Annotated in this window: 15 protein-coding genes and 1 pseudogene; 11 read left to right on the top strand and 5 right to left on the bottom strand. The window is 69.9% G+C overall.

The annotated features are described in order from the left end of the window. Positions 1 to 28: 28 nt before the first annotated feature. Positions 29 to 1,699 (top strand): FAD-dependent oxidoreductase, encoded by a 1,671-nt coding sequence (locus AVHM3334_RS12235; RefSeq protein ID WP_284412644.1) that lies wholly within the window; start codon positions 29 to 31, stop codon positions 1,697 to 1,699. A gap of 23 nt (positions 1,700 to 1,722) precedes the next feature. Here the strand turns inward: AVHM3334_RS12235 and AVHM3334_RS12230 are convergent, their stop codons facing one another. After that, positions 1,723 to 2,091 carry a M91 family zinc metallopeptidase gene (locus tag AVHM3334_RS12230; protein WP_284412642.1) on the bottom strand — a complete coding sequence of 123 codons (369 nt, stop codon included), beginning with the start codon at positions 2,089 to 2,091 and terminating at the stop codon, positions 1,723 to 1,725. 32 nt (positions 2,092 to 2,123) lie between these two features. Here AVHM3334_RS12230 and AVHM3334_RS12225 point away from each other — a divergent pair, with 32 nt between their 5' ends. Further along, on the top strand, positions 2,124 to 3,077 hold the full coding sequence (locus tag AVHM3334_RS12225; protein WP_284412640.1) for an IS5 family transposase: 954 nt from the start codon (positions 2,124 to 2,126) through the stop codon (positions 3,075 to 3,077). Between the two features lie 53 nt (positions 3,078 to 3,130). Then, positions 3,131 to 3,577 (top strand): annotated as a pseudogene (locus tag AVHM3334_RS12220) (Crp/Fnr family transcriptional regulator); the annotation flags it as partial. 129 nt (positions 3,578 to 3,706) lie between these two features. Here the strand turns inward: AVHM3334_RS12220 and AVHM3334_RS12215 are convergent. After that, positions 3,707 to 4,642 carry a LysR substrate-binding domain-containing protein gene (locus AVHM3334_RS12215; RefSeq protein WP_284412638.1) on the bottom strand — a complete coding sequence of 312 codons (936 nt, stop codon included), beginning with the start codon at positions 4,640 to 4,642 and terminating at the stop codon, positions 3,707 to 3,709. Between the two features lie 110 nt (positions 4,643 to 4,752). Here AVHM3334_RS12215 and AVHM3334_RS12210 point away from each other — a divergent pair, with 110 nt between their 5' ends. The 4 genes from AVHM3334_RS12210 (at position 4,753) to xopAC (AVHM3334_RS12195) (ending at position 10,270) form a co-directional block, all read left to right on the top strand. After that, complete coding sequence (locus AVHM3334_RS12210) at positions 4,753 to 5,715, top strand: Bug family tripartite tricarboxylate transporter substrate binding protein (RefSeq protein ID WP_284412636.1); 963 nt, start codon at positions 4,753 to 4,755, stop codon at positions 5,713 to 5,715. 18 nt (positions 5,716 to 5,733) lie between these two features. Continuing rightward, positions 5,734 to 6,663, top strand: a complete 930-nt coding sequence (locus AVHM3334_RS12205) for an N-formylglutamate amidohydrolase (protein ID WP_284412634.1) — start codon at positions 5,734 to 5,736, stop codon at positions 6,661 to 6,663. A 161-nt stretch (positions 6,664 to 6,824) separates the two neighbouring features. After that, positions 6,825 to 8,468, top strand: coding sequence for a leucine-rich repeat domain-containing protein (xopAC, locus tag AVHM3334_RS12200; RefSeq protein WP_284412632.1), 1,644 nt, complete (start codon positions 6,825 to 6,827; stop codon positions 8,466 to 8,468). 167 nt (positions 8,469 to 8,635) lie between these two features. Further along, the gene (gene xopAC, locus AVHM3334_RS12195) at positions 8,636 to 10,270 is read left to right on the top strand and encodes a XopAC/AvrAC family type III secretion system effector (protein WP_284412630.1); all 1,635 of its coding nucleotides are present in this window, start codon (positions 8,636 to 8,638) and stop codon (positions 10,268 to 10,270) included. Positions 10,271 to 10,391: 121 nt separating this feature from the next. On the opposite strand, the gene AVHM3334_RS12190 is transcribed toward xopAC (AVHM3334_RS12195), so the two are convergent. The 3 genes from AVHM3334_RS12190 to AVHM3334_RS12180 are packed head-to-tail and all read right to left on the bottom strand — an operon-like array spanning position 10,392 to position 12,688. Beyond that, the gene (locus AVHM3334_RS12190; RefSeq protein WP_284412628.1) at positions 10,392 to 11,177 is read right to left on the bottom strand and encodes an SPOR domain-containing protein; all 786 of its coding nucleotides are present in this window, start codon (positions 11,175 to 11,177) and stop codon (positions 10,392 to 10,394) included. Positions 11,178 to 11,195: 18 nt separating this feature from the next. Beyond that, positions 11,196 to 12,035 carry a biotin--[acetyl-CoA-carboxylase] ligase gene (locus AVHM3334_RS12185; protein ID WP_284412626.1) on the bottom strand — a complete coding sequence of 280 codons (840 nt, stop codon included), beginning with the start codon at positions 12,033 to 12,035 and terminating at the stop codon, positions 11,196 to 11,198. Continuing rightward, positions 12,032 to 12,688, bottom strand: a complete 657-nt coding sequence (locus tag AVHM3334_RS12180; protein ID WP_284412624.1) for an SET domain-containing protein — start codon at positions 12,686 to 12,688, stop codon at positions 12,032 to 12,034. Before AVHM3334_RS12180 ends, AVHM3334_RS12185 begins: the two co-directional genes overlap by 4 nt. A gap of 101 nt (positions 12,689 to 12,789) precedes the next feature. Here AVHM3334_RS12180 and AVHM3334_RS12175 point away from each other — a divergent pair, with 101 nt between their 5' ends. From AVHM3334_RS12175 to AVHM3334_RS12160, 4 genes are all read left to right on the top strand, one after another. Then, positions 12,790 to 15,762 carry a DNA topoisomerase III gene (locus AVHM3334_RS12175; RefSeq protein WP_284412622.1) on the top strand — a complete coding sequence of 991 codons (2,973 nt, stop codon included), beginning with the start codon at positions 12,790 to 12,792 and terminating at the stop codon, positions 15,760 to 15,762. Continuing rightward, positions 15,759 to 15,953, top strand: coding sequence for a hypothetical protein (locus AVHM3334_RS12170; RefSeq protein ID WP_284412620.1), 195 nt, complete (start codon positions 15,759 to 15,761; stop codon positions 15,951 to 15,953). Before AVHM3334_RS12175 ends, AVHM3334_RS12170 begins: the two co-directional genes overlap by 4 nt. A 93-nt stretch (positions 15,954 to 16,046) precedes the next feature. Then, positions 16,047 to 18,023, top strand: coding sequence for a UvrD-helicase domain-containing protein (locus AVHM3334_RS12165; protein ID WP_284412618.1), 1,977 nt, complete (start codon positions 16,047 to 16,049; stop codon positions 18,021 to 18,023). Positions 18,024 to 18,130: 107 nt separating this feature from the next. Next, positions 18,131 to 18,892, top strand: a complete 762-nt coding sequence (locus AVHM3334_RS12160) for a 3-oxoacyl-ACP reductase (RefSeq protein WP_284412616.1) — start codon at positions 18,131 to 18,133, stop codon at positions 18,890 to 18,892. Positions 18,893 to 18,900: the final 8 nt, after the last annotated feature.

The following is an 18,900-nucleotide window of genomic DNA, read 5'->3' as shown; positions in this document are numbered from 1 at the left end:
CTCGGGCCGCCCGGCCGCACCGCCCACCATGCAACGCCGCCAATTCCTCGCCGCCTCGGCCACCTCGGCCGCTGCCGCCGCCCTTGCCGGATGCGGCGCGCCGCCCGAACTGGACGGCGGCTTTGCCGGCATCGACATGGCGCGCGGCCATGCGCTGCGCGACCGGCTGCAAAAGGGCGGGGCGATCGAGCCCGACATCGTGCGGCGCACCCAGGTGGTGGTCGCAGGCGGCGGCGTGGCGGGCCTGGCGGCCGCGCGCTCGCTGCGGCTGGCCGGCACCGACGACTTCGTGGTGCTGGAGCTGGAAGACACCGCCGGCGGCAACAGCCGCGCCGGCAGCGTGGCCGGCATCGCCTGCCCGCTGGGCGCGCACTACCTGCCCGTGCCGGGCGATGCCGCCCGCGAAGTGCAGGACCTGCTGGAAGAACTGGGCCTGCGCCAGCGCGTGGCCGGCCGCTGGCGCTACGACGAGCGCCATCTGTGCCACAGCCCGCAGGAGCGCCTGTTCTTCCAGGGCCAGTGGCAGGACGGGCTGCTGCCCGTGCAGGGCGTGGGCGCCGAAACGCTGGCGCAGTACCGGCGCTTTTCCGCCCGCGTGGCCGAACTGGGCCGCGCCGCGCCCTTCACCATGCCGGCTTTAAAAGGATGGAAGCCCAATCAGCCCCTGGCGCAGATCCATCTAGGGCTTGACGCTATTACTTTCATAGCATGGCTGGAGCAGGAGGGCTTCGACGACACGCACCTGCGCTGGTACCTGGACTATTGCTGCCGCGACGACTACGGCGCCGGCACGGCGCGCGTGTCGGCCTGGGCGGGCATCCACTACTTCGCCAGCCGCCACGGCTTCCATGCCCCCGGCGATGCGGCCACCGAAGACCGCGAGGGCGTGCTCACCTGGCCCGAGGGCAACGGATGGCTCACCCAGCGCCTGGCCGCGCCGCTGCAGGCCGGCGGCCAGCTGCGCACCGGCAGCTCGGTGCTGCGCATCGAGGAAACCCGCCAGGGCGTGGAGGTGGACGTGTTCCACCACGCCAGCGAGAGCGTGGAGCGCTGGCAGGCACGCCGCTGCATCGTGGCGCTACCGGTCTTCATCGCGGCGCGCGTGGTGCGCAACCCGCCGGGCTTTCTGCAACAGGCGGCGCAGCGCCTGTCGTGGTCGCCCTGGCTGGTGGCCAACATCCACATCGACGCCCCGCTGGCCGACCGCGAGGGTGCCGCCCCGGCCTGGGACAACGTGCTCTACGCCGACCCCACGCCCGGGGGCCTGGGCTACGTGAACGCCGGCCACCAGCGGCTGGACCCGCGCCCGGCCGCCACCGTGCTCACCTACTACCAGGCGCTGGGCGACGTGGCCGATGGCCGCCAGCAACTGGCCGAAAAGCCCTGGGCGCAATGGCGCGACGCCATCCTCACCGGACTGGCCGCGCCCCACCCCGACCTGGCCCAGCGCGCCAAGCGCATGGAGATCACGCGCTATGGCCACGCCATGTCCGTTCCCGTGCCGGGCACGCAGGCGTTCCTGAGCAAAATCGCCCCCCAGCGCCCGTCCGGCAAGCGCTACGCGCTATCGAATGGAGATCGCGTGCCCGTGCCGCCCACGCCTGGCACCGCCCGGCTGGCGTTCGCGCATGCGGACTGGTCGGGCTATTCGGTGTTCGAAGAGGCGTTCACGCGCGGGCACGCGGCGGCATTGGCCTGAGAGGCATTTGTCGCCGGTTGCCGTCAATGGTCATCGGTGAAGCCGTGGTAGCTCCTGCGCGGTGTCAGCCCATGCTCTCTGCGAATGGAGTTTTCCGAAGGGACCTCGTCGGCATAGGGCCCTACGCCGATCGTGCGCAGTTCCACCGGCAGCAGCGCTTTTTCCAAAGGACGGTCCGAACCCTGGTGACCAGAGGTCGAAGTGTCTTGCGAGCGGCGTGGCTGGATGCCGTGCAGGCTGTCCCGCGCATGGATCATTTCGTGGCCGAGCGTTGCGACGTAATGGTCCGCGCTCAACTCGTAATCGTCCGAAGCCTCGGATGAAAACTTCATCCCGATGTCCGGGTCCGTGTTGATCCAGACTTCATCGGCTCCAGGGAGGCTTTGTTGCACAAACCGCCCCTTTGCGCTGGTAGCCTGCACGCATGAGTGAACCCGTGCAGCCAAAGACCCGCTACAAGACCACCAATTGGACTGAGTACAACGCAGCACTCAAAGCGCGTGGATCGCTCACGATCTGGCTGGACAAAGACATGCAGTGGTATGCATCCGCCAGTGGCAAGCGGGGTCGCCATCACACGTTCACTGACGCAGCCATTCAGTTTTGCCTGAGCATCAAGTGCTTGTTTGGCTTGGCACTGCGCCAGAGCCTGGGGCTGATTCAAAGCCTGCTGGAGTTGGCCAAGCTCAATTGGCGGGTTCCCGACTTCAGCACCTTAAGCCGCCGCCAGAGAACACTGCAAGTGCAACTGCCTTACCGGCGCAGCAGCACAGCGCTGGATTTGCTGGTGGACAGCACGGGCATCAAATTCCTGGGCGAAGGGGAATGGAAGTGCAAGAAACACGGGGCTGAATACCGACGGCAGTGGCGCAAGGTGCACTTGGGCATTGATGCCAGCACGCTGGAGATACGGGCCATTGAAGTCACAGACAACAGCGTGGGCGAGGCGCCCATGCTGCCCGGACTGCTGGCGCAGATACCGCCGGATGAACCGATAGCCAGTGTGAGTACCGACGGTGCCTATGACACCAAAGACTGCCATGCAGCGATAGCGCAAAGAGGCGCGCAGGCGGTAATACCCCCGCGCAAGAACGGCAAGCCTTGGAAGGAAACCAGGCAGGGGGCGGCAGTGCGCAACGAAGCGCTACGGGCGTGCAAAAGGCTGGGGCGCGGGATTTGCAAGCAATGCAGCGGCTACCACCGCCGAAGCCTGGTGGAGACCAAGATGCACTGCTTCAAAAGGCTGGGCGAGCGGGTGATGGCCAGAACGTTTGAGCGCCAGGTGGTGGAGTTGCATGTGCGGGTGGCTTTGCTCAACCGCTTCACGCAGCTTGGGTGCCCGACAACGGTGCCTGTGTCGGTGCCCGCTGTGGCGTAGCTGCGTCCGGGGTTTGGGTTATCTCGGTCTGAATGGGGTTTGTGCAACAAAGCCTCGCCGCCATCGACGGCGGCCCGCGCTCGGCCGACGTGGTGGCGGTGGACGACACCCTGGTGGCCAGCCTGTCGCGCGAGGGTTTCCTGGCGCTGCTGCGCGACGAGCCGCGGGTCGCGCAACGGGTGATGCACTACCTCACTACGCTGGTGCGCCAGTTGTCGGACCGCGTGATCGACCTGAGCACGCTGGGCGTGCACCACCGCGTGCATGCCGAACTGCTGCGGCTGGCCCGCCTGGCCGGCGTGCAGGCCAACCAGGCCCGCATCGAGCCCGCGCCCGCGCATGCGGACCTGGCCAGCCGGATCAGCACGAACCGCGAACAGGTCACGCGCGAGCTGGGCGCGCTGGTGAAGGCCGGCGTGCTGCAAAAGGACGGCCGGGCGCTGGTGGTGACCGATGCGCAGCGGCTCGAACGCATGGTGGCCGAAGTGCGCGGAGAGTGATCGGCGTCGCAGTCCGCGGGCAAAAACGACGGCAAGCAGCGAGATTGCTATTGTTTTAATAGCTGCCAGTGCATGATTGACTAGGGCGCCGGGCACTTTTGGCTTGAATCGCCTCGAAAAGGCCTCGATTCAGCGGCTGGCTGCCGCCGCCTCCGCCTCCGTCCCTGCCGCTGCGGCGCCCAGCAGCCAGTGGCGGAACCGGTCCAGCGTGGCCAGCTGGGCGCGTGCCTCGGGGTAGCAGAACCAGTAGCCCAGCTCGCTCGTGTAGCCGCCCTGCGCCAGGGGCTCGGCCACCACGCCCGCGGCGATTTCGTCCTGCACCAGGCAGCGCGGCACCAGGGCCACGCCCATGCCCACCGAGACGGCGCGGATCATGCTCTCGAACTGGTCGAACTGCGGGCCGGCCAGCGTGTCCAGGCCGGACACGCCATGCACCTCGCTCCAGCGCTCCCAGGCATCGGGCACCGAGACGTGGCGCAGCAGTGCGCTGCGCACCACGTCGCGCGGCTCGCGCAGTGGGCTGCCGGCCTCTCCCGCGCTGGCCGGGGGGGCGATCAGCGCCACATCGTTGCCCGCCAGGCAGTGCGCCCGCGCACCGGGCCAGTGGCCGTCGCCGAAGAGAATGGAGCAGTCCAGCTCGGGGTCGGCGAAGTCGTAGCCATGCACGAAAGGCACGAAGTGCAGCGTGATCTGCGGGTGCTGCTGCTGGAACTGCGGCAACCGCGGAATGAGCCATTTGGCGGCGAAGGTGGGCAGGGCGGACAGGTGCAGCGCGCCGCCGCCGTCGCTGCTGGTGATCAGCTCCAGCGTGGCGGCCTCCAGCCTGGCGAGCAGGGCCCGCACCGCCTTTTCGTAGCGCTCGCCGGCGGGGGTGAGGGTCAGGCGCTTGCGGCTGCGCTCGAAGAGGGCGATGCCCACCCAGCGCTCCAGCTCCTGCATCTGCTTGCTGACCGCGCTCTGGGTCAGGTGCAGCGCTTCGGCCGCCCGCGACACGCCGCCGAAACGCGCGACCGTGCAGAAGGCCCGCAGCAGGTGCAAGGGGGGATTGAGTCGTCGCAAGGACATGGCGCGCTGCTTCTCAAAACATTCTTGAATGGAATGTTAACAGGCACACCAATTGCTTTTAAACACCCACCGAATTCGGTAATCTCCGCCCCATCACCAAGGAGAATTCCATGCAACGCCGTCAATGGATCGCAGCCGTGGCTGCCGCAACTGTCCTTCCTGGAATGTCTTACGCGCAAGACAAGCCCCTGCGCATCATCGTTCCGTTCCCGCCCGGCGGCGCCACCGACATCGCCGGCCGCGCCCTGCAGGAGCCGCTGCAGCGCCTGCTGGGCCAGCCGGTGGTGATCGAAAACCGCGCGGGCGCCGGCGGCTCCATCGGCATGGCCGAGGTGGCGCGCGCCGCGGGCGACGGCCTCACGCTGGGCGTGGCCACGCTGTCCACCCACGGCGTGAACCCGGCCGTGTTCTCCAGGCTGCCCTACGACCCCGTCAAGGACTTCGCCGGCGTGACCGAGATCGTGAAGGCGCCCGGCGTCATCGTGGTCAACCCCAAGGTGCTGCCGGTGAAGGACTTCGCCGAGCTGGTGAAGTACCTCAAGGCCAACCCCGGCAAGGTGTCCTACGCCACGCCGGGCAACGGCACCATCGGCCACATGTGGGGCGAGTTGTTCAAGAGCAGCACGGGCACTTCGATGGTGCACATTCCCTACCGGGGTGCCGGCCCGGCCATCAACGACGTGGTGGGCGGCCAGGTGCCGGTGTATTTCGACCAGGTGGCCTCGTCGCTGCCGCATGTGAAGTCCGGCAAGCTCAAGGCCCTGGCCGTGTCCTGGCCCGAGCGGCTGGACGTGCTGCCCGAGGTGCCCACCTATGCGCAGCTGGGTTTTCCGCAGGCCAACGAGCCGTCGTGGTTCGGCCTGGTGGCGCCGGTGTCCACCCCCGCCGCCGCCGTGCTGCGCGTGCAGCAGGCCGTGGCAGCGGCGCTCAAGGAGGCCGCGGTGCGCGACCGGCTCGCCGGCCAGGGGCTCTATGCTTCGGGCACCTCGCCAGCGGACTTCACGCAGCAGATCGTCCGGGAGATCGACAAGATGAAGAAAGTGGCCGCCTATGCCAAGATCCAGCTCGACTGATTTCGCAGGAGTGCGCCGATGCATGCAGCGCTGCAACTGATCCAACGACGCCATCGCCTGGAGGCGGCCCAGCCCGGTGCGGCGGGCGCGCCCTCGGCGCCGGCGGCCATGCTGTCCACCGCGCCCGGCCGCACGGCCCTGGTGCTCGACTCGCCCCACAGCGGCACCGTCTATCCCGACGACTTTCGCGCCGCCATCGACCTGCCCACCCTGCGCCGCGCCGAAGACACCCATGTGGAGAAGCTCTACGGCTTCGCGCCCGCGCTGGGCGTGGCCTGGGTCGAGGCGCACTTTCCGCGCATCTACCTGGACGCCAACCGCGACACCACCGAAGTGGACGTGAGCATGTTCGAGGGCGAGTGGACCGATCCCGTCACCACCGATCCCGTCGTGCTGCAGAAGGTGCGGCTGGGCAAGGGGCTCATCTGGAAGTTCACCGACGAGGGCGTGCCCATCTACGACCGGCCGCTGGCCGTGGCCGAGGTGCGCGCCCGCATCGACCGCTGCTGGCGCCCCTACCACGCGGCCGTGGCCCGGGCGATCGACGAGGCCCATGCCCGGCATGGCTACAGCATCCACATCAATTGCCACTCCATGCCCGCCGTGGCCGCCAGCCACGCGACGCTGCACCCCGGCTTGCACCATGCCGACTTCGTGATCGGCGACCGCGACGGCACCACCGCCAGCCCGGCGCTGTCGCAGGCGGTCTGCGCCTTCTTGCGGGAGCGCGGCTACAGCGTGGACTACAACCACCCCTACAAGGGCGTGGAGCTGGTGCGCCGCTACGGCGACCCGGCGGCCCACCGCCACAGCATCCAGGTGGAGATCAACCGCAAGCTCTACATGGACGAGCAGACGCTGGCCATCGAGCCGGCCGGGTTCGCCCGGCTGCAGGGCGACCTGCGCGCGCTGGTGGACTGGCTGCTGGCGACCGACCCGCGGGGCTAGCACGAGGGCCGGCCCCAGCGAACCGCCGCAGCTCGGGCCGGCTGCGGAAACTTCGCAATGCGGGCCTCGGCTTCGGGCGGGCGGCGCAGGCAGGGCGGCGGGCTTCGTAGATTGCTAACCCTCCCTTCACGATACGCTGGGCCGCGTGCCCCGCCCCCGCCATGACATCGCTTTCTACCTTGTTCGCACGGGACCCGCACCCGCCCCGTTCCGAAGCGTCTTCCTCCGCAGTCTCTCCGTCCGCATCGCCTGCCACCACGGCTGCCGGGCCGAAGCCCGCCTCCCGCTCCCTGTCGGCCTCTCCCCAGGCCCAGGCCCTGCCGCCACGCTCGTCCAGCGGCACCCACCCGGCAAGCGCCCTGTCGCCACGGGACGCCGCCCTCGGCGTGGCGCGATGGAAGCAGGAGCTGCAGCGCTGGTGCGATGCCGATCCGCACCGCGCCCAGCAGAGCCATTCGAGGCGGTTCGCCGGCCTGCCGGCCTGGGGGCGCCGATCGGGTGCCGGCAAGCCCGGTCACGAACTGCCCCTGCTCGCCGAACAGCGCGAAACGGCGATGCAGCGGGTGCTCGAATGCCACGCCCAGGGCGCAGACGGGCGCGAGCTCGACCTGCAATGGCTGTCGCTGTCCTCCCTGCCACCGGGGCTGGACCGGCTCCCGCACCTGGAAAAGCTGGACCTTTCGAACAACATCGGCCTGTTCACCGTGCCCGAGGAACTGGCCCGGTGCCAGAACCTGTGCAGCCTTTCGGTGCGCAATGGCCTGGTGGCCCAGGTGCCGGCGTCGCTCTTTCAGTTGCCGAACCTGGAAACCCTCGACCTGTCGGCCAACCCGCACCTGACGGCGTTGCCGGATGCTGTGGCGCAGTCGCCCCGCCTTCGGACGCTGCAACTGTCCCATTGCAACCTGGGCCGTTTGCCCCAGGGCATTGCCGACATGCCGGCGCTGCAGGCGCTGGACGTGTCGCACAACCTCGAACTGCATGCCCTGCCGCCCGGCCTGCTCGGCGGCAAGGTCGCGCTGTCGCTGAAGGGCACGCCGGCAGCGCTGATGGACAGCTTGCTGCAGCCGCTGCTCTCAAGCCCCGCGCAGCGCGCCGGGTGGCAAGCCACCCTGACCGCGCTGTCGGACAACTGGCAGAAATCCCGACCCGCGTTGCAGCCTGGCAGCCCGGGGCGCGCGGCCATGGACCAGGCCCGCAGCGCGCTCTCGCTCCACCTGCGCACCGACCGTGCCGGCTCCGAAGCCGCCTGGGCCGATGCCGACGCGGCGGTGCAAGGCTGGCTGAGCGAGGGCCTGCCGATCACGGGCGAGCGCCTGATGGAGATCGGCTGGCGTCTGAATGGCCAGCCTGCCGGGGGGGCGCAGTTGCGGGCGACGGAGGTCCAGGCCATCCCGGCCGGCAAAAACGGCATGGAGCCTGCGGTCGCCGAGCACCTCGACTACCCCCGCGCCGGTTCGCTGCCCGGCCATCTGGACGCCCTGGCGCAGTGGCTCGGCGCCGGCAGTTCGACGGCAGCGTCGGCCCCGGCTGCCGTGGAGCGATCCGCGCTGCTGTATCGCGCTCTGGTGAGCCTGCGGCCGTTCGACGAAGGCAACGCCCCGGCCGCGCTCATGGCCATGGACTGGGCGCTGCAGCGGCAAGGCCTGCCGCCCGTGGCGGACGGCGGCGGCGCGCAGGTGGCCGCCGCGCTCGCCGATGCCGCGGTCTTCCCTTCAGCGGGCCCTTCCGAGGCGCCGCAGGCGCTTTTTGCGGCCGTGGTGCAGGGCATGAAAGAAACCCAGCGCACCGCATCGGGCGGTTGACGTCGCCTTTGCCGCCTTGAATGGTGGCGGAAATTTCGCACGCGCGGCCATGGCGTCGCATCCCGGGCCATCGGCGCGGTGCGGGGTTTGTAGATTGGAAACACCCCGTCACGCATGGCGGGTTTTTGTCACCAACCCCTGACCCACGCTGCCCGCGTGTCCCTGCCATGACCACGACCACCGACTTCCATGCCCGCGTATCCCACGGCCCCGGCCCCGAAGCCGGCGGCTCGGCCAGGGACGACGACTCGGCGTTCCGCTTTCTGCGCCGCCACTATTCCGCCCCCGGCGCTGCCCGGCCGGCCGCGTCCACGGCGGACACCCCCGACATGGACCGCTGGCTGCGCGAGCTGCAGGACTGGTGCGACGCGGACCCCAACCTGCCCGCGCCCCGCAAGGAAGGCCTGTGGAGGCGCATGCTGGGCCGCCTGCGCCCCGCCGCCGCCGACCTGGATGACGACACCGAAAGCGCCGCCACGTTCGTGGAGCGCCGGCGCGAAGCCGTGAACCGCGTGCTCGCCTGCCATTCGATGGGCGAAGAAGGGTGGCAGCTCGACCTTCGGGTGCTGCGCCTCACCTCCCTGCCGCCGGGCCTGGACCGGCTGCGGTTCCTCAAGCACCTGGACATCTCCGACAACACGGGCTTTCACCGCCTGCCCGAAACCCTGGCGCTGTGCCGGGGGCTGCGCACCCTCACGGCGCGCAACTGCTTCGTCACCGAAGTGCCGCAGGCGCTGGCGTGGCTGCAGCACCTGGAGCTGCTGGACCTGTCGGCCAACTTCGGCCTGCGCGAACTGCCCGATTCGCTGGCGCAGGCACCCCGGCTGGCCACGGTGATCCTCACGCACTGCGGCCTGCAATCCGTGCCCGAGGCCATGGCCCGCATGCCCGTGCTGCAACTGCTGGACCTGTCGCACAACCTGCAGCTGCACTCGGTGCCCGCCCTGGTGCGGGACCACCCCGCGGTGGACCTGGCCGGCACGCCCGTAGCGCTGCTGTCGAACCTGCTGCAGGCGCCCCGCTGGAACCCGCCGCAGCAGGCCCGCCTGGCCGCGCGGCTGGACGGCGTGGTCGTCGGCTGGCAGGAATGCCTGGGCGTGCTGCGCAAGAATGCCGGCCTGCGCACCGAAGTGAATGCCTGGCGCAGCGGCCTGTCGCTCGTGCTGCGCACCGACGGCGTGGGCACGGAAGACGCCTGGTCCGATGCCATGCAGGCCGTGGGCACCTGGCTGCACGCGGGCCAGCCCATCACGCCCGAACGCCTGCTGGAAATCGGCTGGCGCCTGAATGGCTGCCCCGCCGGCGGGCCACGGGCGCGCACGCGCGAATTCCAGCGGCTGGCTGCCGGCACGGCCGGGGCCACGGTCTTCGGCGACCCCGGCGTGCCCACGCCCAGCTCCTTCCTGCCCGGCCCGGGCGAGCAGCGCAGCTATCCCATGGCGGCATCGCTGCCGCGCCATCTGGAAACGCTCGCGGCCTGGCTTTCGCCGGCCACGGCCGTCTATCCCGCACTCACCCGGCTGGAAGCCGTGGAGCGCGCCGCGCGCCTGTACCAGGCCCTGGTCAGCCTGCGCCCGCTCGACGAAGGCAACGCACCTGCCGCCCTCATGGCCATGGACTGGGCCCTGCAGCAGCATGGCCTGCCGCCTGTCGTGCTGGAGGAATCGGTGCTGAGCCAGGCCGTGGTATTTGCCGAAGAGCTGCCCCACCAAGGCCCGAATGCCCTCGTCACCGCGCTGGTGGAAGGCATGGAAGAACTGGTGAACACCCTGTGCCCCGGCAGCCTGCGGCTGCTCGCCTGACCGGGCGCTGCATCGCATGCCACGCGAGTGCTATTGAATGAATAGCAATGTCCCCTAGGGGAATATGCACTGGAGGGCTTTTTGGCCCTGCAATGCTTCGACGGGCCGGTGCGTTGCCCGCTCAGCCGCAGGCGCGCAGCGGCCGGCTCGCCAGCAGGGCGCGCATCTGCGTCTCGGCCTGCGTGCGCAGCGCCGGGGTCGCGGCTGGCAGCCGCAGCACATAGCCCGTGGCGTCGGTGCGCTCTTGCACCACCCGCGCGGTGCGAACGCCTTGCGTGCCCAGCGTGGCCAGCGCGCGCTCGGCGGCCTCCTCGGTCGAGAAGCGGCCCAGCGACAGGCCCGGCTCCAGCGCGGTGCCCGGCCGGTCGTAAGGCACCTTGCGGGCGCGCAGTTCGGTGCGTTTTTTCTCCAGCGCCTCCTCGTCGGCGAAGCGGCCCATATAGACCATCCAACGGCCGGTGAGCGAAACAGGCTCCAGCACCCAGCTGCCCTGCGGCAGGCTGGCAGCCGCCATGCGCAGCGCGTCGAGCTGGCCTCTGTCGAACGTGCCGGCCTGCAGGCACGCGGCCGGCTCGGCCGGTGCCGCCGCCACGGAAGCGGGCTCGCTGGTGGCGGGCGCGGGCGCTGCCACCGGCGCGGCGGGTGACGCACCCGATGCGGCGATCTCGCTGCCCGCGCTGGCCGCGCCGGCACCGCCTGCGCCACTCGCGCCGCCGTTGCCGGGGCCATTGCTGGCGGTGCCGCTGGCACGCCCCACGCGCAGGTTTTCGGGCTGGATCTGCTGCTCCAGGCGATGCGGCTCGGTCTGCTCGGGCGGCGCCCAGCCCCACGAGCGCAGCAGCCCCTGCGCCCACGCGTAGTACCCGGCATTGGCGAGCAATAGAACCAGAACGGCGGCGCGCAGCATGGCGGTGGGCTTTCTCGTTCAGCGCGGCAGCGGCTGGCCGGCGGGCCGCACGCTGACTTCGGAGCTGGTCACGGCCTGCATGCCGTGCGCGGTGTGCACCAGCAGTGCGCCGTCTTCGCCCACGCCATGGGCCGTGCCCGTGGTGCCGTCGGTCAAGACCACCGCGCGGCCGCTGAGCACGTCGCGCTGGTGAAAGCGCGCCTGCACCGGCGCGAAGCCATACGCCTCGAAGTTCTGGAGCATGGCGATCAGCGGGGCGGCGATGCGCAGCAGCGCGGCGGGCGCATCCAGGCCCGGCTCCACGTCCTGCAGGCTGCCGGGCGGGGTGTTCATGCCGTCCGCCTGCGGCGGCTGCACGTTGATGCCGATGCCCGCCACCACATAGCGCGTGGCGGCCGGGACGTCACCGCCCGGCGCAACGAGGCTGGCGGTCTCCACCAGGATGCCGCCCAGCTTGCGGTCGCCATCCAGCCACAGGTCGTTGGGCCATTTGAGGCCGATGCGCGCGGCACCGGGGTGCACCGCAGGCTGCAGGCTTTCGGCCACGCTCACCCCCACGGCGAGCGACAGGCCCGACCAGTCGGCCGGCGCCAGCGGCATGCCCAGCGAGAACATGAGCGCATCGCCCACTGCGCCACGCCAGGGCCGGCCCAGCCGACCGCGCCCGGCGGTCTGCAGCTCGGCCACGAGCAGCGTGGGCTCGGCCAGGCCCGCACGGGCACGGCGCATGAGTTCGGTGTTGGTGGAGTCCACGCTCGGCAGCACCTCGACGGTGAAGCCCGGCAGCACCGGGGCCACGGCCTCCCAGATGGCCTCGGCGGGCCAGCGGATGGGGGCGGCGGGGGCGTGGCCGTTCACCGGCGGGGGCTCCGCGCCTTTCGGGCCGGCGGGGGCGGCAAGGCGGTTTCGGTGGCGGGCGATGCCTTGGCCCTGCGGGCGGACTGGCCGCGCTTCGCGTCCTTGGCCGTCTTGCCTGCCTTGCCTGCCCTGGCCGGTTTTTCAGGCACCAGGCCCGGCGGCGCCCAGCCGCGCTTGGGTGCCAGCAGCGTGCCGCGGCAGTTGGCGCTGCCGCACCAGCAGGGGTATTCGGCCTTAAGCTTGGGGGTGTAGCGCTCTTCGATGATCAGGCCGTAGTCGTAGTTCAGCTCGTCGCCTGCGGCGATGTCGCGCAGGGCGGTGATGAAAATGCGGCCGTCCTGCTCGTCGGCGAAACAGTTGGGGGCGCAGCTGTGGTTGATCCAGCGCGAAGAGTTGCCGGCGAACTTTGCGTCGATCACGTGGTCTTCATCCACGTGGAAGTAAAAGGTATGGTTGGGCTGTGCGGGATCGTGCGGGTGCCGGTCCTGGGCCTCCTGCCAGGTGATGACCTCGCCGGTGTATTCGATCAGCACCTCGCCTTCGGCGATATCCTGCACGGCGAAGACGCCCTTGCCATGCACGCCCGAGCGCCGGGTCTGGAGGCGGCGCCCCGGTGCGGACGGGGGGGCTGCGGGCGATGCGGTGCGGGGCATGGCAAAACTCTGTTAGTTTGAATAGGCACACAGGCGCATGCGCGTGTACGCGTGTGAAGAAGCGGATTGTAGAAGCGCCTTTCAATGGCGAAACCCACAACATGACCAAGACACTGGTAATTGCAGAAAAACCCTCGGTGGCCCAGGACATCGTGCGCGCGCTCACTCCCGTGGCGGGCAAGTTCGACAAGCACGAGGACCACTTCGAGAACGACCGCTACGTGGTCACCAGCGCGGTGGGCCACCTGGTGGAGATCCAGGCGCCCGAGGAATTCGACGTCAAGCGCGGCAAGTGGAGCTTCGCCCACCTGCCCGTGATCCCGCCGTATTTCGACCTGAAGCCCGTGGACAAGACCAAGAGCCGCCTGTCGGCCGTGGTGCGCCAGGCCAAGCGCAAGGATGTGACCGAACTCATCAACGCCTGCGACGCGGGCCGCGAGGGCGAGCTGATCTTCCGCCTGATCGAGCAGTACGCCGGGGGCTCCAAGCCCGACGGCAAGGGCCTGGGCAAGCCGGTCAAGCGGCTGTGGCTGCAGTCGATGACGCCGCAGGCCATCCGCGACGGCTTCGAATCGCTGCGCTCCGAGCAGCAGATGCAGGGCCTGGCCCACGCCGCGCGCAGCCGCTCCGAGGCCGACTGGCTGGTGGGCATCAACGGCACGCGGGCCATGACGGCCTTCAACTCGCGCGACGGCGGGTTCTTTCTCACCACCGTGGGCCGGGTGCAGACGCCCACCCTGTCGCTGGTGGTCGAGCGCGAGGAAAAGATCCGCAAGTTCGTGAGCCGCGACTATTGGGAAGTGCACGCGGGCTTCCATGCCGAGGCGGGCGAGTACCTGGGCAAGTGGTTCAATCCCCAGTGGAAGAAAAGCGAAGACCCCGAGGCCAAGGCCGACCGCCTGTGGAACCACGCCGATGCGCTGGCCATCGCCGAGGCCGTGCGCGGCAAGGCGGCGAGCGTCACCGAGGAATCCAAGCCCACCTCGCAGGCATCGCCCCTGCTGTTCGACCTGACCAGCCTGCAGCGCGAGGCCAACGGCAAGTTCGGCTTCAGCGCGAAGACCACGCTGGCCCTGGCGCAAAGCCTGTACGAGCGCCACAAGGCCCTGACCTACCCGCGGACCGACTCCCGCGCGCTGCCCGAGGACTACCTGCCCGTGGCGCGCGACACCTTCGGCATGCTGGCCACGAGCGGCATGGGCCACCTGGCGCCGTTCGCCCGGCAGGCGCTGGACGGCAACTACGTGAAGCCGACCAAGCGCATCTTCGACAACAGCAAGGTGAGCGACCACTTTGCCATCATCCCCACGCTGCAGGCGCCGAGCGGCCTGTCCGAGGCCGAGCAGAAGCTGTACGACCTGGTGGTGCGCCGCTTCATGGCCGTGTTCTTCCCGAGCGCGGAATACATGGTCACCACGCGGGTGAGCCAGGTGCTGAACCACAGCTTCAAGACCGAAGGCAAGGTGCTGGTGCGCCCGGGCTGGCTGGCCATCTACGGCAAGGAAGCGGCCGACGAGGTCGAAGGCGCCAAGGACGGCGACAAGGGCCAGAACCTCGTGCCCGTCAAGCCCGGCGAGATGGTGCGCACCGAATACGCCGAGCCCAAGGGCCTCAAGACCAAGCCGCCCGCGCGCTACTCCGAAGCCACGCTGCTGGGCGCCATGGAAAGCGCCGGCAAGCAGATCGACGATGAAGAGCTGCGCTCTGCCATGCAGGAAAAGGGCCTGGGCACGCCTGCCACGCGCGCGGCCATCATCGAAGGGCTGCTGACCGAAAAGTACATGCTGCGCGAAGGCCGCGAGCTGATCCCCACCGCCAAGGCCTTCCAGCTCATGACGCTGCTGCGCGGGCTCGAAGTGGAAGAGCTGTGCCGCGCCGACCTCACGGGCGACTGGGAGTTCAAGCTCTCGCAGATGGAAAAGGGCCTGCTCAGCCGCGAGGCCTTCATGGCCGACATCGCCAAGATGACCGAGCGCATGGTCAAGAAGGCCAAGGAATACGACCGCGACACCATTCCCGGCGACTACGCCACGCTCTCCGCGCCGTGCCCCAACTGCGGCGGCGTGGTGAAGGAAAACTACCGCCGCTACGCCTGCGTGGGCAAGGCCGGCGACGGCTCGGACGCCTGCGGGTTCTCGTTCGGCAAGTCGCCCGCCGGCCGCACCTTCGAAACCGCCGAGGCCGACCGGCTGCTGCGCGACAAGAAGATCGGCCCGCTGGAAGGCTTTCGCTCCAAGGCCGGCTGGCCGTTCACGGCCGAGGTGGGCATCGTCTATGACGACGAGGCGCACAACTACAAGCTGGAGTTCGATTTCGGCGACGACAAGAACGCTGAAGAGTCGGGCGAACTGGTCGATTTTTCGGATCAGGAAAGCCTGGGCGCCTGCCCCGTGTGCGGCGCGCCCGTGTACGAGCACGGCAGCAACTACGTGTGCAGCAAGGCCGTGCCCACGGCGGCGCAGCCCACGCCCAGCTGCACCTTCAAGAGCGGCAAGATCATCCTGCAGCAGCCCGTGGAGCGCGCGCAGATGAGCAAGCTGCTCGCCACCGGCAAGACCGACCTGCTCGACAAGTTCGTGAGCATGCGAACGCGCCGCGCGTTCAAGGCGTTCCTCGCCTGGGACAAGGAGGCCGGCAAGGTGAACTTCGAGTTCGAGCAGCGCGACAGCAAGTTCCCGCCGCGCAAGACGTTCGCTGCAAAAACAGGAGCAGCCGGCGCAGCGAAGACGGCGGCAGCGGCCAAAAAGACCGCAAAGCCCGCCGCCAAGACCACGGCCGCGCCCAAGTCGGCTGCGGCCAAGAAGGCCCCGGCCGCGCCCAAGGCGCCGCGCAAGCCCGCTGCCGGCAAGGCGCCCAGCGCCGCGCTGGCCGCGGTGATCGGGCCGGAACCGGTCTCCCGGCCCGAGGCCGTGAAGAAGATGTGGGACTACATCAAGGCCAACGGCCTGCAGGACGCGACCAACAAGCGCGCCATCAACGCCGACGCCAAGCTGCGCCCCGTGTTCGGCAAGGACCAGGTCACCATGTTCGAGCTGGCCGGCATCCTGGGCAAGCACCTGGGGGGCGAGGCATGAGCGCGCTCGCCCGCATCGGCCGCCGTCTGGCGGCGGTGGTGGCCCTGGCGCTGCTGGGTGGCCTGGCCGGCTGCGCGGGCGGTGCGCCGTCCGAAGCGCCAGCACGCGGCACGCACGGCATCGGCGGCCAGGGCGCGAACGGCGTCACCGTCTTCGGCGAGATCGACGTGAGCGCCGAGCGCCGGCGCTGAGGCCCGCCCCTTTCCTTCGCTTTGCGCCTGCGCTGCGCGCCCCGGGGCCTTTCGGCCGGGGCCGGGGCGCGGGCCACGCCTGAAAAGAATCCCTTGGCGACCACCCCCGCTCCCCTGTTCCAGGCCAAGCAGATCGTGCCCACGGCCGAGCAGCAGGCGATCCAGCAATCCGCCGCGCGCACGCTCGTCATCGAGGCCAACGCCGGTGCGGCCAAGACCACCACGCTCGCCCTGCGCATGGCAGAGGCCTGGGCGCGCGGCGTGGCGCCCGAGCGCTGCCTGGCCCTCATGCACACGGCCACCGCCTGCCAGGCGCTGCAGGCCGCGCTGCGCAAGATCGGCGTGCCCGCGCCCGTGGCGCAGCGATTTCGCATCGCCACGTTCGACGCCTTCTGCGCCGAAATGCTGGCCGACCAGTACGAAGCCGCCGTGCCGCACTACCGCCACCTGGAAGAGCTGCGCCCCTTCGTCTGGCAGGCCGTGCAGCGCGTGGAAGACAACGAGCACGAGCGCTGGCGCGACGAGCTGCTGCTGCCCACGCTGGGCGATGCCGGCTTCGTCGAGGAATTCCTGTCCACCAGCGTGTGGCTCAAGGGCACGATGAAAGACGACCTGGAGCGCGACGGCAGCCCTGCATCGCCCGACCATGCCGGCAACATCGGCGTGGGCTACACGCCGCTCAAGGTGTTTCTGGCCTACGAACGCATCCGCCGGCGCGAACTGGCCGACGAACCGCTGTTCCGTGGCCCGTTCGACGCCACCTACGACCTCGCGCGGCGCCTGCACGGCGGCGACACAGCGGCCAGCCTGCCGCGCTGGCCGCGCGCCGTGCAGGCCGTGCTGGTCGATGAGATGCACGACATGAACGAGGCCGCCTTTCGCGTGCTGCGCGAACTGCTGGACACCACGCAATGCACCTTCTGCGGCGTGGGCGACCGCGACCAGGTCATCTACGGCGCCCACGGGGCCGACGCGGCCTTCATGGGCGATGCCATCGCCGCGCACACCGGCCGCCCCGTGGCGCGGCTGCGGCTCACGCCCAGCCACCGCTTCGGCAAGAAGCTCGCCGCCAAGGCCGGTCGGCTGGCCGCCAAGCCCTACGACTCGCTCGCCGGGCACGACACCGCGGTGGAACTGCTCTCGTATGCCGATGCCGCCGACTGCGTGGACCAGGTCGCGCAGGCCGCCGCGCAGTGGCGCGCCCGGCCGCGCGCCAAGATGGCCGGCTTCGCCGTGCTGCTGCGCCACTCCAACCAGTCGGTGGGCATCGAGAACCGGCTGCTGGCCGACAACGTGCCCTACACCGTGAGCGGCTTCGACAGCTACCTGCTGCGCCCCGAAGTGCTGCTGGTGCGCGGCCTGCTGGCCGTGGCCACCGACAACTTCGACAGCGTGGCCGAGCCCCGCACCCGCGAAAAGCTCATGCGGGCGCTGGTGTTCTTCTGCGGCGCGCGCATCGTCGTGGCCGGGCGCGAGCACGAATCGCAGCAGGCCCTGCTGGAAGACGCCATCCGCAGCGTGACCGACAACCCGCTGTTTCTGCAGAACTTCTTCACCCACCAGATCGTCGCCAACGTCGAGCCCGCGATGCAGCGGCGTCTGCGCAACGCGCTGGAGGTGGCGCGCGAGGCCGGCGGCCAGGGCACCCTGGCGCGCCTGCTGGAGGCGCTGCAGATCGACGCCGTGATCCGCGAGGTGTTCGTATCGCGCCAGCGGCGCGAAGACGCCCTCGCCAATCTCGCCGGCCTGTGCAGCGCGGCCGAAGGCTTTGCCAGCGCGCGCGATTACTTCCTGCACCTGAACCGCGCCGAGCAGCGCCAGCGCGAACTGCGCAGCACCGCCAGCCTGGTGCTGGCCAACATCGAAGACGTGAAAGGGCTGGAGTTCGACCACGTGGTCATCCCGTTCCTGGAGCAGGGCGTGTTCCCCGTGCCCCAGGCGCCCTACGCGCAGGAAAAGAACACGCTCTACGTCGGCATGACACGGGCGCGCCAGCAGCTCACCCTGCTGTGCCACCGCTCGCGGCCGGGCGTGTTTCCGGGGCAGCTGGGGTACGCGCCTTCGGCCTGAAGGGGCGGCCTTCGTGCCCGCGCACGGCCCTCGATGCCACCGATCCGTCCGTCCCCTATCCATCCACTCATCCATCCAATCCCATCCCTTCAGCGAGCGACACCACCATGCAACTGTCCGAACAATGGGTCCTGGTCACCGGCGGCGCCCGGGGCCTGGGCGAATCGATCACCCGTGCGCTGGCGCGCGAAGGCGCCGGCGTGGTCATCAACTACCTCACCAGCGACACCGCCGCGCAGGCCCTGGCGCAAGAGTTGGGCCCGCGCGCCATCGCGTTGCAGGCCGACGTGACCGACGCCGCCACCGTGCAGCGCCTCTTCGCGCAGGCGCACGAGCGCACCGGCCAGCCCATCAGCGCGGTGGTTAACAACGCGCTGGCGCAGTTCCGCTTCGACGGCGACGCGCGCCCGCAGATCGGCACCATCGCGTGGGAGCGCTTTCAGCAGCAGATCGACGGTGCGGTGAAGGGCGCGCTGAACACCCTGCAGGCCGCGCTGCCCGCCATGCAGGCCCAGGGCTTCGGGCGCATCGTGAACGTGGGCACCAACCTGTTCCAGAACCCCGTGGTGCCCTACCACGACTACACCGCCGCCAAGGCCGCGCTGCTGTCGCTCACCCGCACGGCGGCCAACGACCTGGGGCCGCACGGCATCACCGTGAACATGGTGTCCGGCGGCCTGCTGCGCACCACCGACGCCAGCCGCGCCACGCCCGAGGCCGTGTTCGACCTCATCGCCGGCATGACCCCGCTGCGCCGCGTGACCACGCCGGCCGAGTTCGCCGACGCGGTGCTGTTCTTCCTCTCGCCCTGGTCGCGCGCGGTGACCGGGCAGAACCTGATCGTGGACAGCGGCCTGGTGAAGGGTTGAGGGGCTGA

It is taken from the genome of Acidovorax sp. SUPP3334 (genome assembly GCF_030159055.1).
In the GTDB taxonomy this organism is placed as follows: Bacteria; Pseudomonadota; Gammaproteobacteria; order Burkholderiales; family Burkholderiaceae_C; genus Paracidovorax.
Note: the sequence above shows the minus strand (reverse complement) of the source record. Positions and strands in the feature narration are given on the sequence as shown.

What these genes read in the sequence shown, in the direction of transcription:
- xopAC (WP_284412632.1), top strand. Translation starts at nt 6,825, where the DNA reads ATGACATCGCTTTCTACCTTGTTCGCACGGGACCCGCACCCGCCCCGT.
- AVHM3334_RS12175 (WP_284412622.1), top strand. Translation starts at nt 12,790, where the DNA reads ATGACCAAGACACTGGTAATTGCAGAAAAACCCTCGGTGGCCCAGGAC.
- AVHM3334_RS12225 (WP_284412640.1), top strand. Translation starts at nt 2,124, where the DNA reads ATGAGTGAACCCGTGCAGCCAAAGACCCGCTACAAGACCACCAATTGG.
- AVHM3334_RS12235 (WP_284412644.1), top strand. Translation starts at nt 29, where the DNA reads ATGCAACGCCGCCAATTCCTCGCCGCCTCGGCCACCTCGGCCGCTGCC.
- xopAC (WP_284412630.1), top strand. Translation starts at nt 8,636, where the DNA reads ATGACCACGACCACCGACTTCCATGCCCGCGTATCCCACGGCCCCGGC.
- AVHM3334_RS12215 (WP_284412638.1), bottom strand. Translation starts at nt 4,642, where the DNA reads ATGTCCTTGCGACGACTCAATCCCCCCTTGCACCTGCTGCGGGCCTTC.
- AVHM3334_RS12180 (WP_284412624.1), bottom strand. Translation starts at nt 12,688, where the DNA reads ATGCCCCGCACCGCATCGCCCGCAGCCCCCCCGTCCGCACCGGGGCGC.
- AVHM3334_RS12205 (WP_284412634.1), top strand. Translation starts at nt 5,734, where the DNA reads ATGCATGCAGCGCTGCAACTGATCCAACGACGCCATCGCCTGGAGGCG.
- AVHM3334_RS12160 (WP_284412616.1), top strand. Translation starts at nt 18,131, where the DNA reads ATGCAACTGTCCGAACAATGGGTCCTGGTCACCGGCGGCGCCCGGGGC.
- AVHM3334_RS12170 (WP_284412620.1), top strand. Translation starts at nt 15,759, where the DNA reads ATGAGCGCGCTCGCCCGCATCGGCCGCCGTCTGGCGGCGGTGGTGGCC.
- AVHM3334_RS12210 (WP_284412636.1), top strand. Translation starts at nt 4,753, where the DNA reads ATGCAACGCCGTCAATGGATCGCAGCCGTGGCTGCCGCAACTGTCCTT.
- AVHM3334_RS12190 (WP_284412628.1), bottom strand. Translation starts at nt 11,177, where the DNA reads ATGCTGCGCGCCGCCGTTCTGGTTCTATTGCTCGCCAATGCCGGGTAC.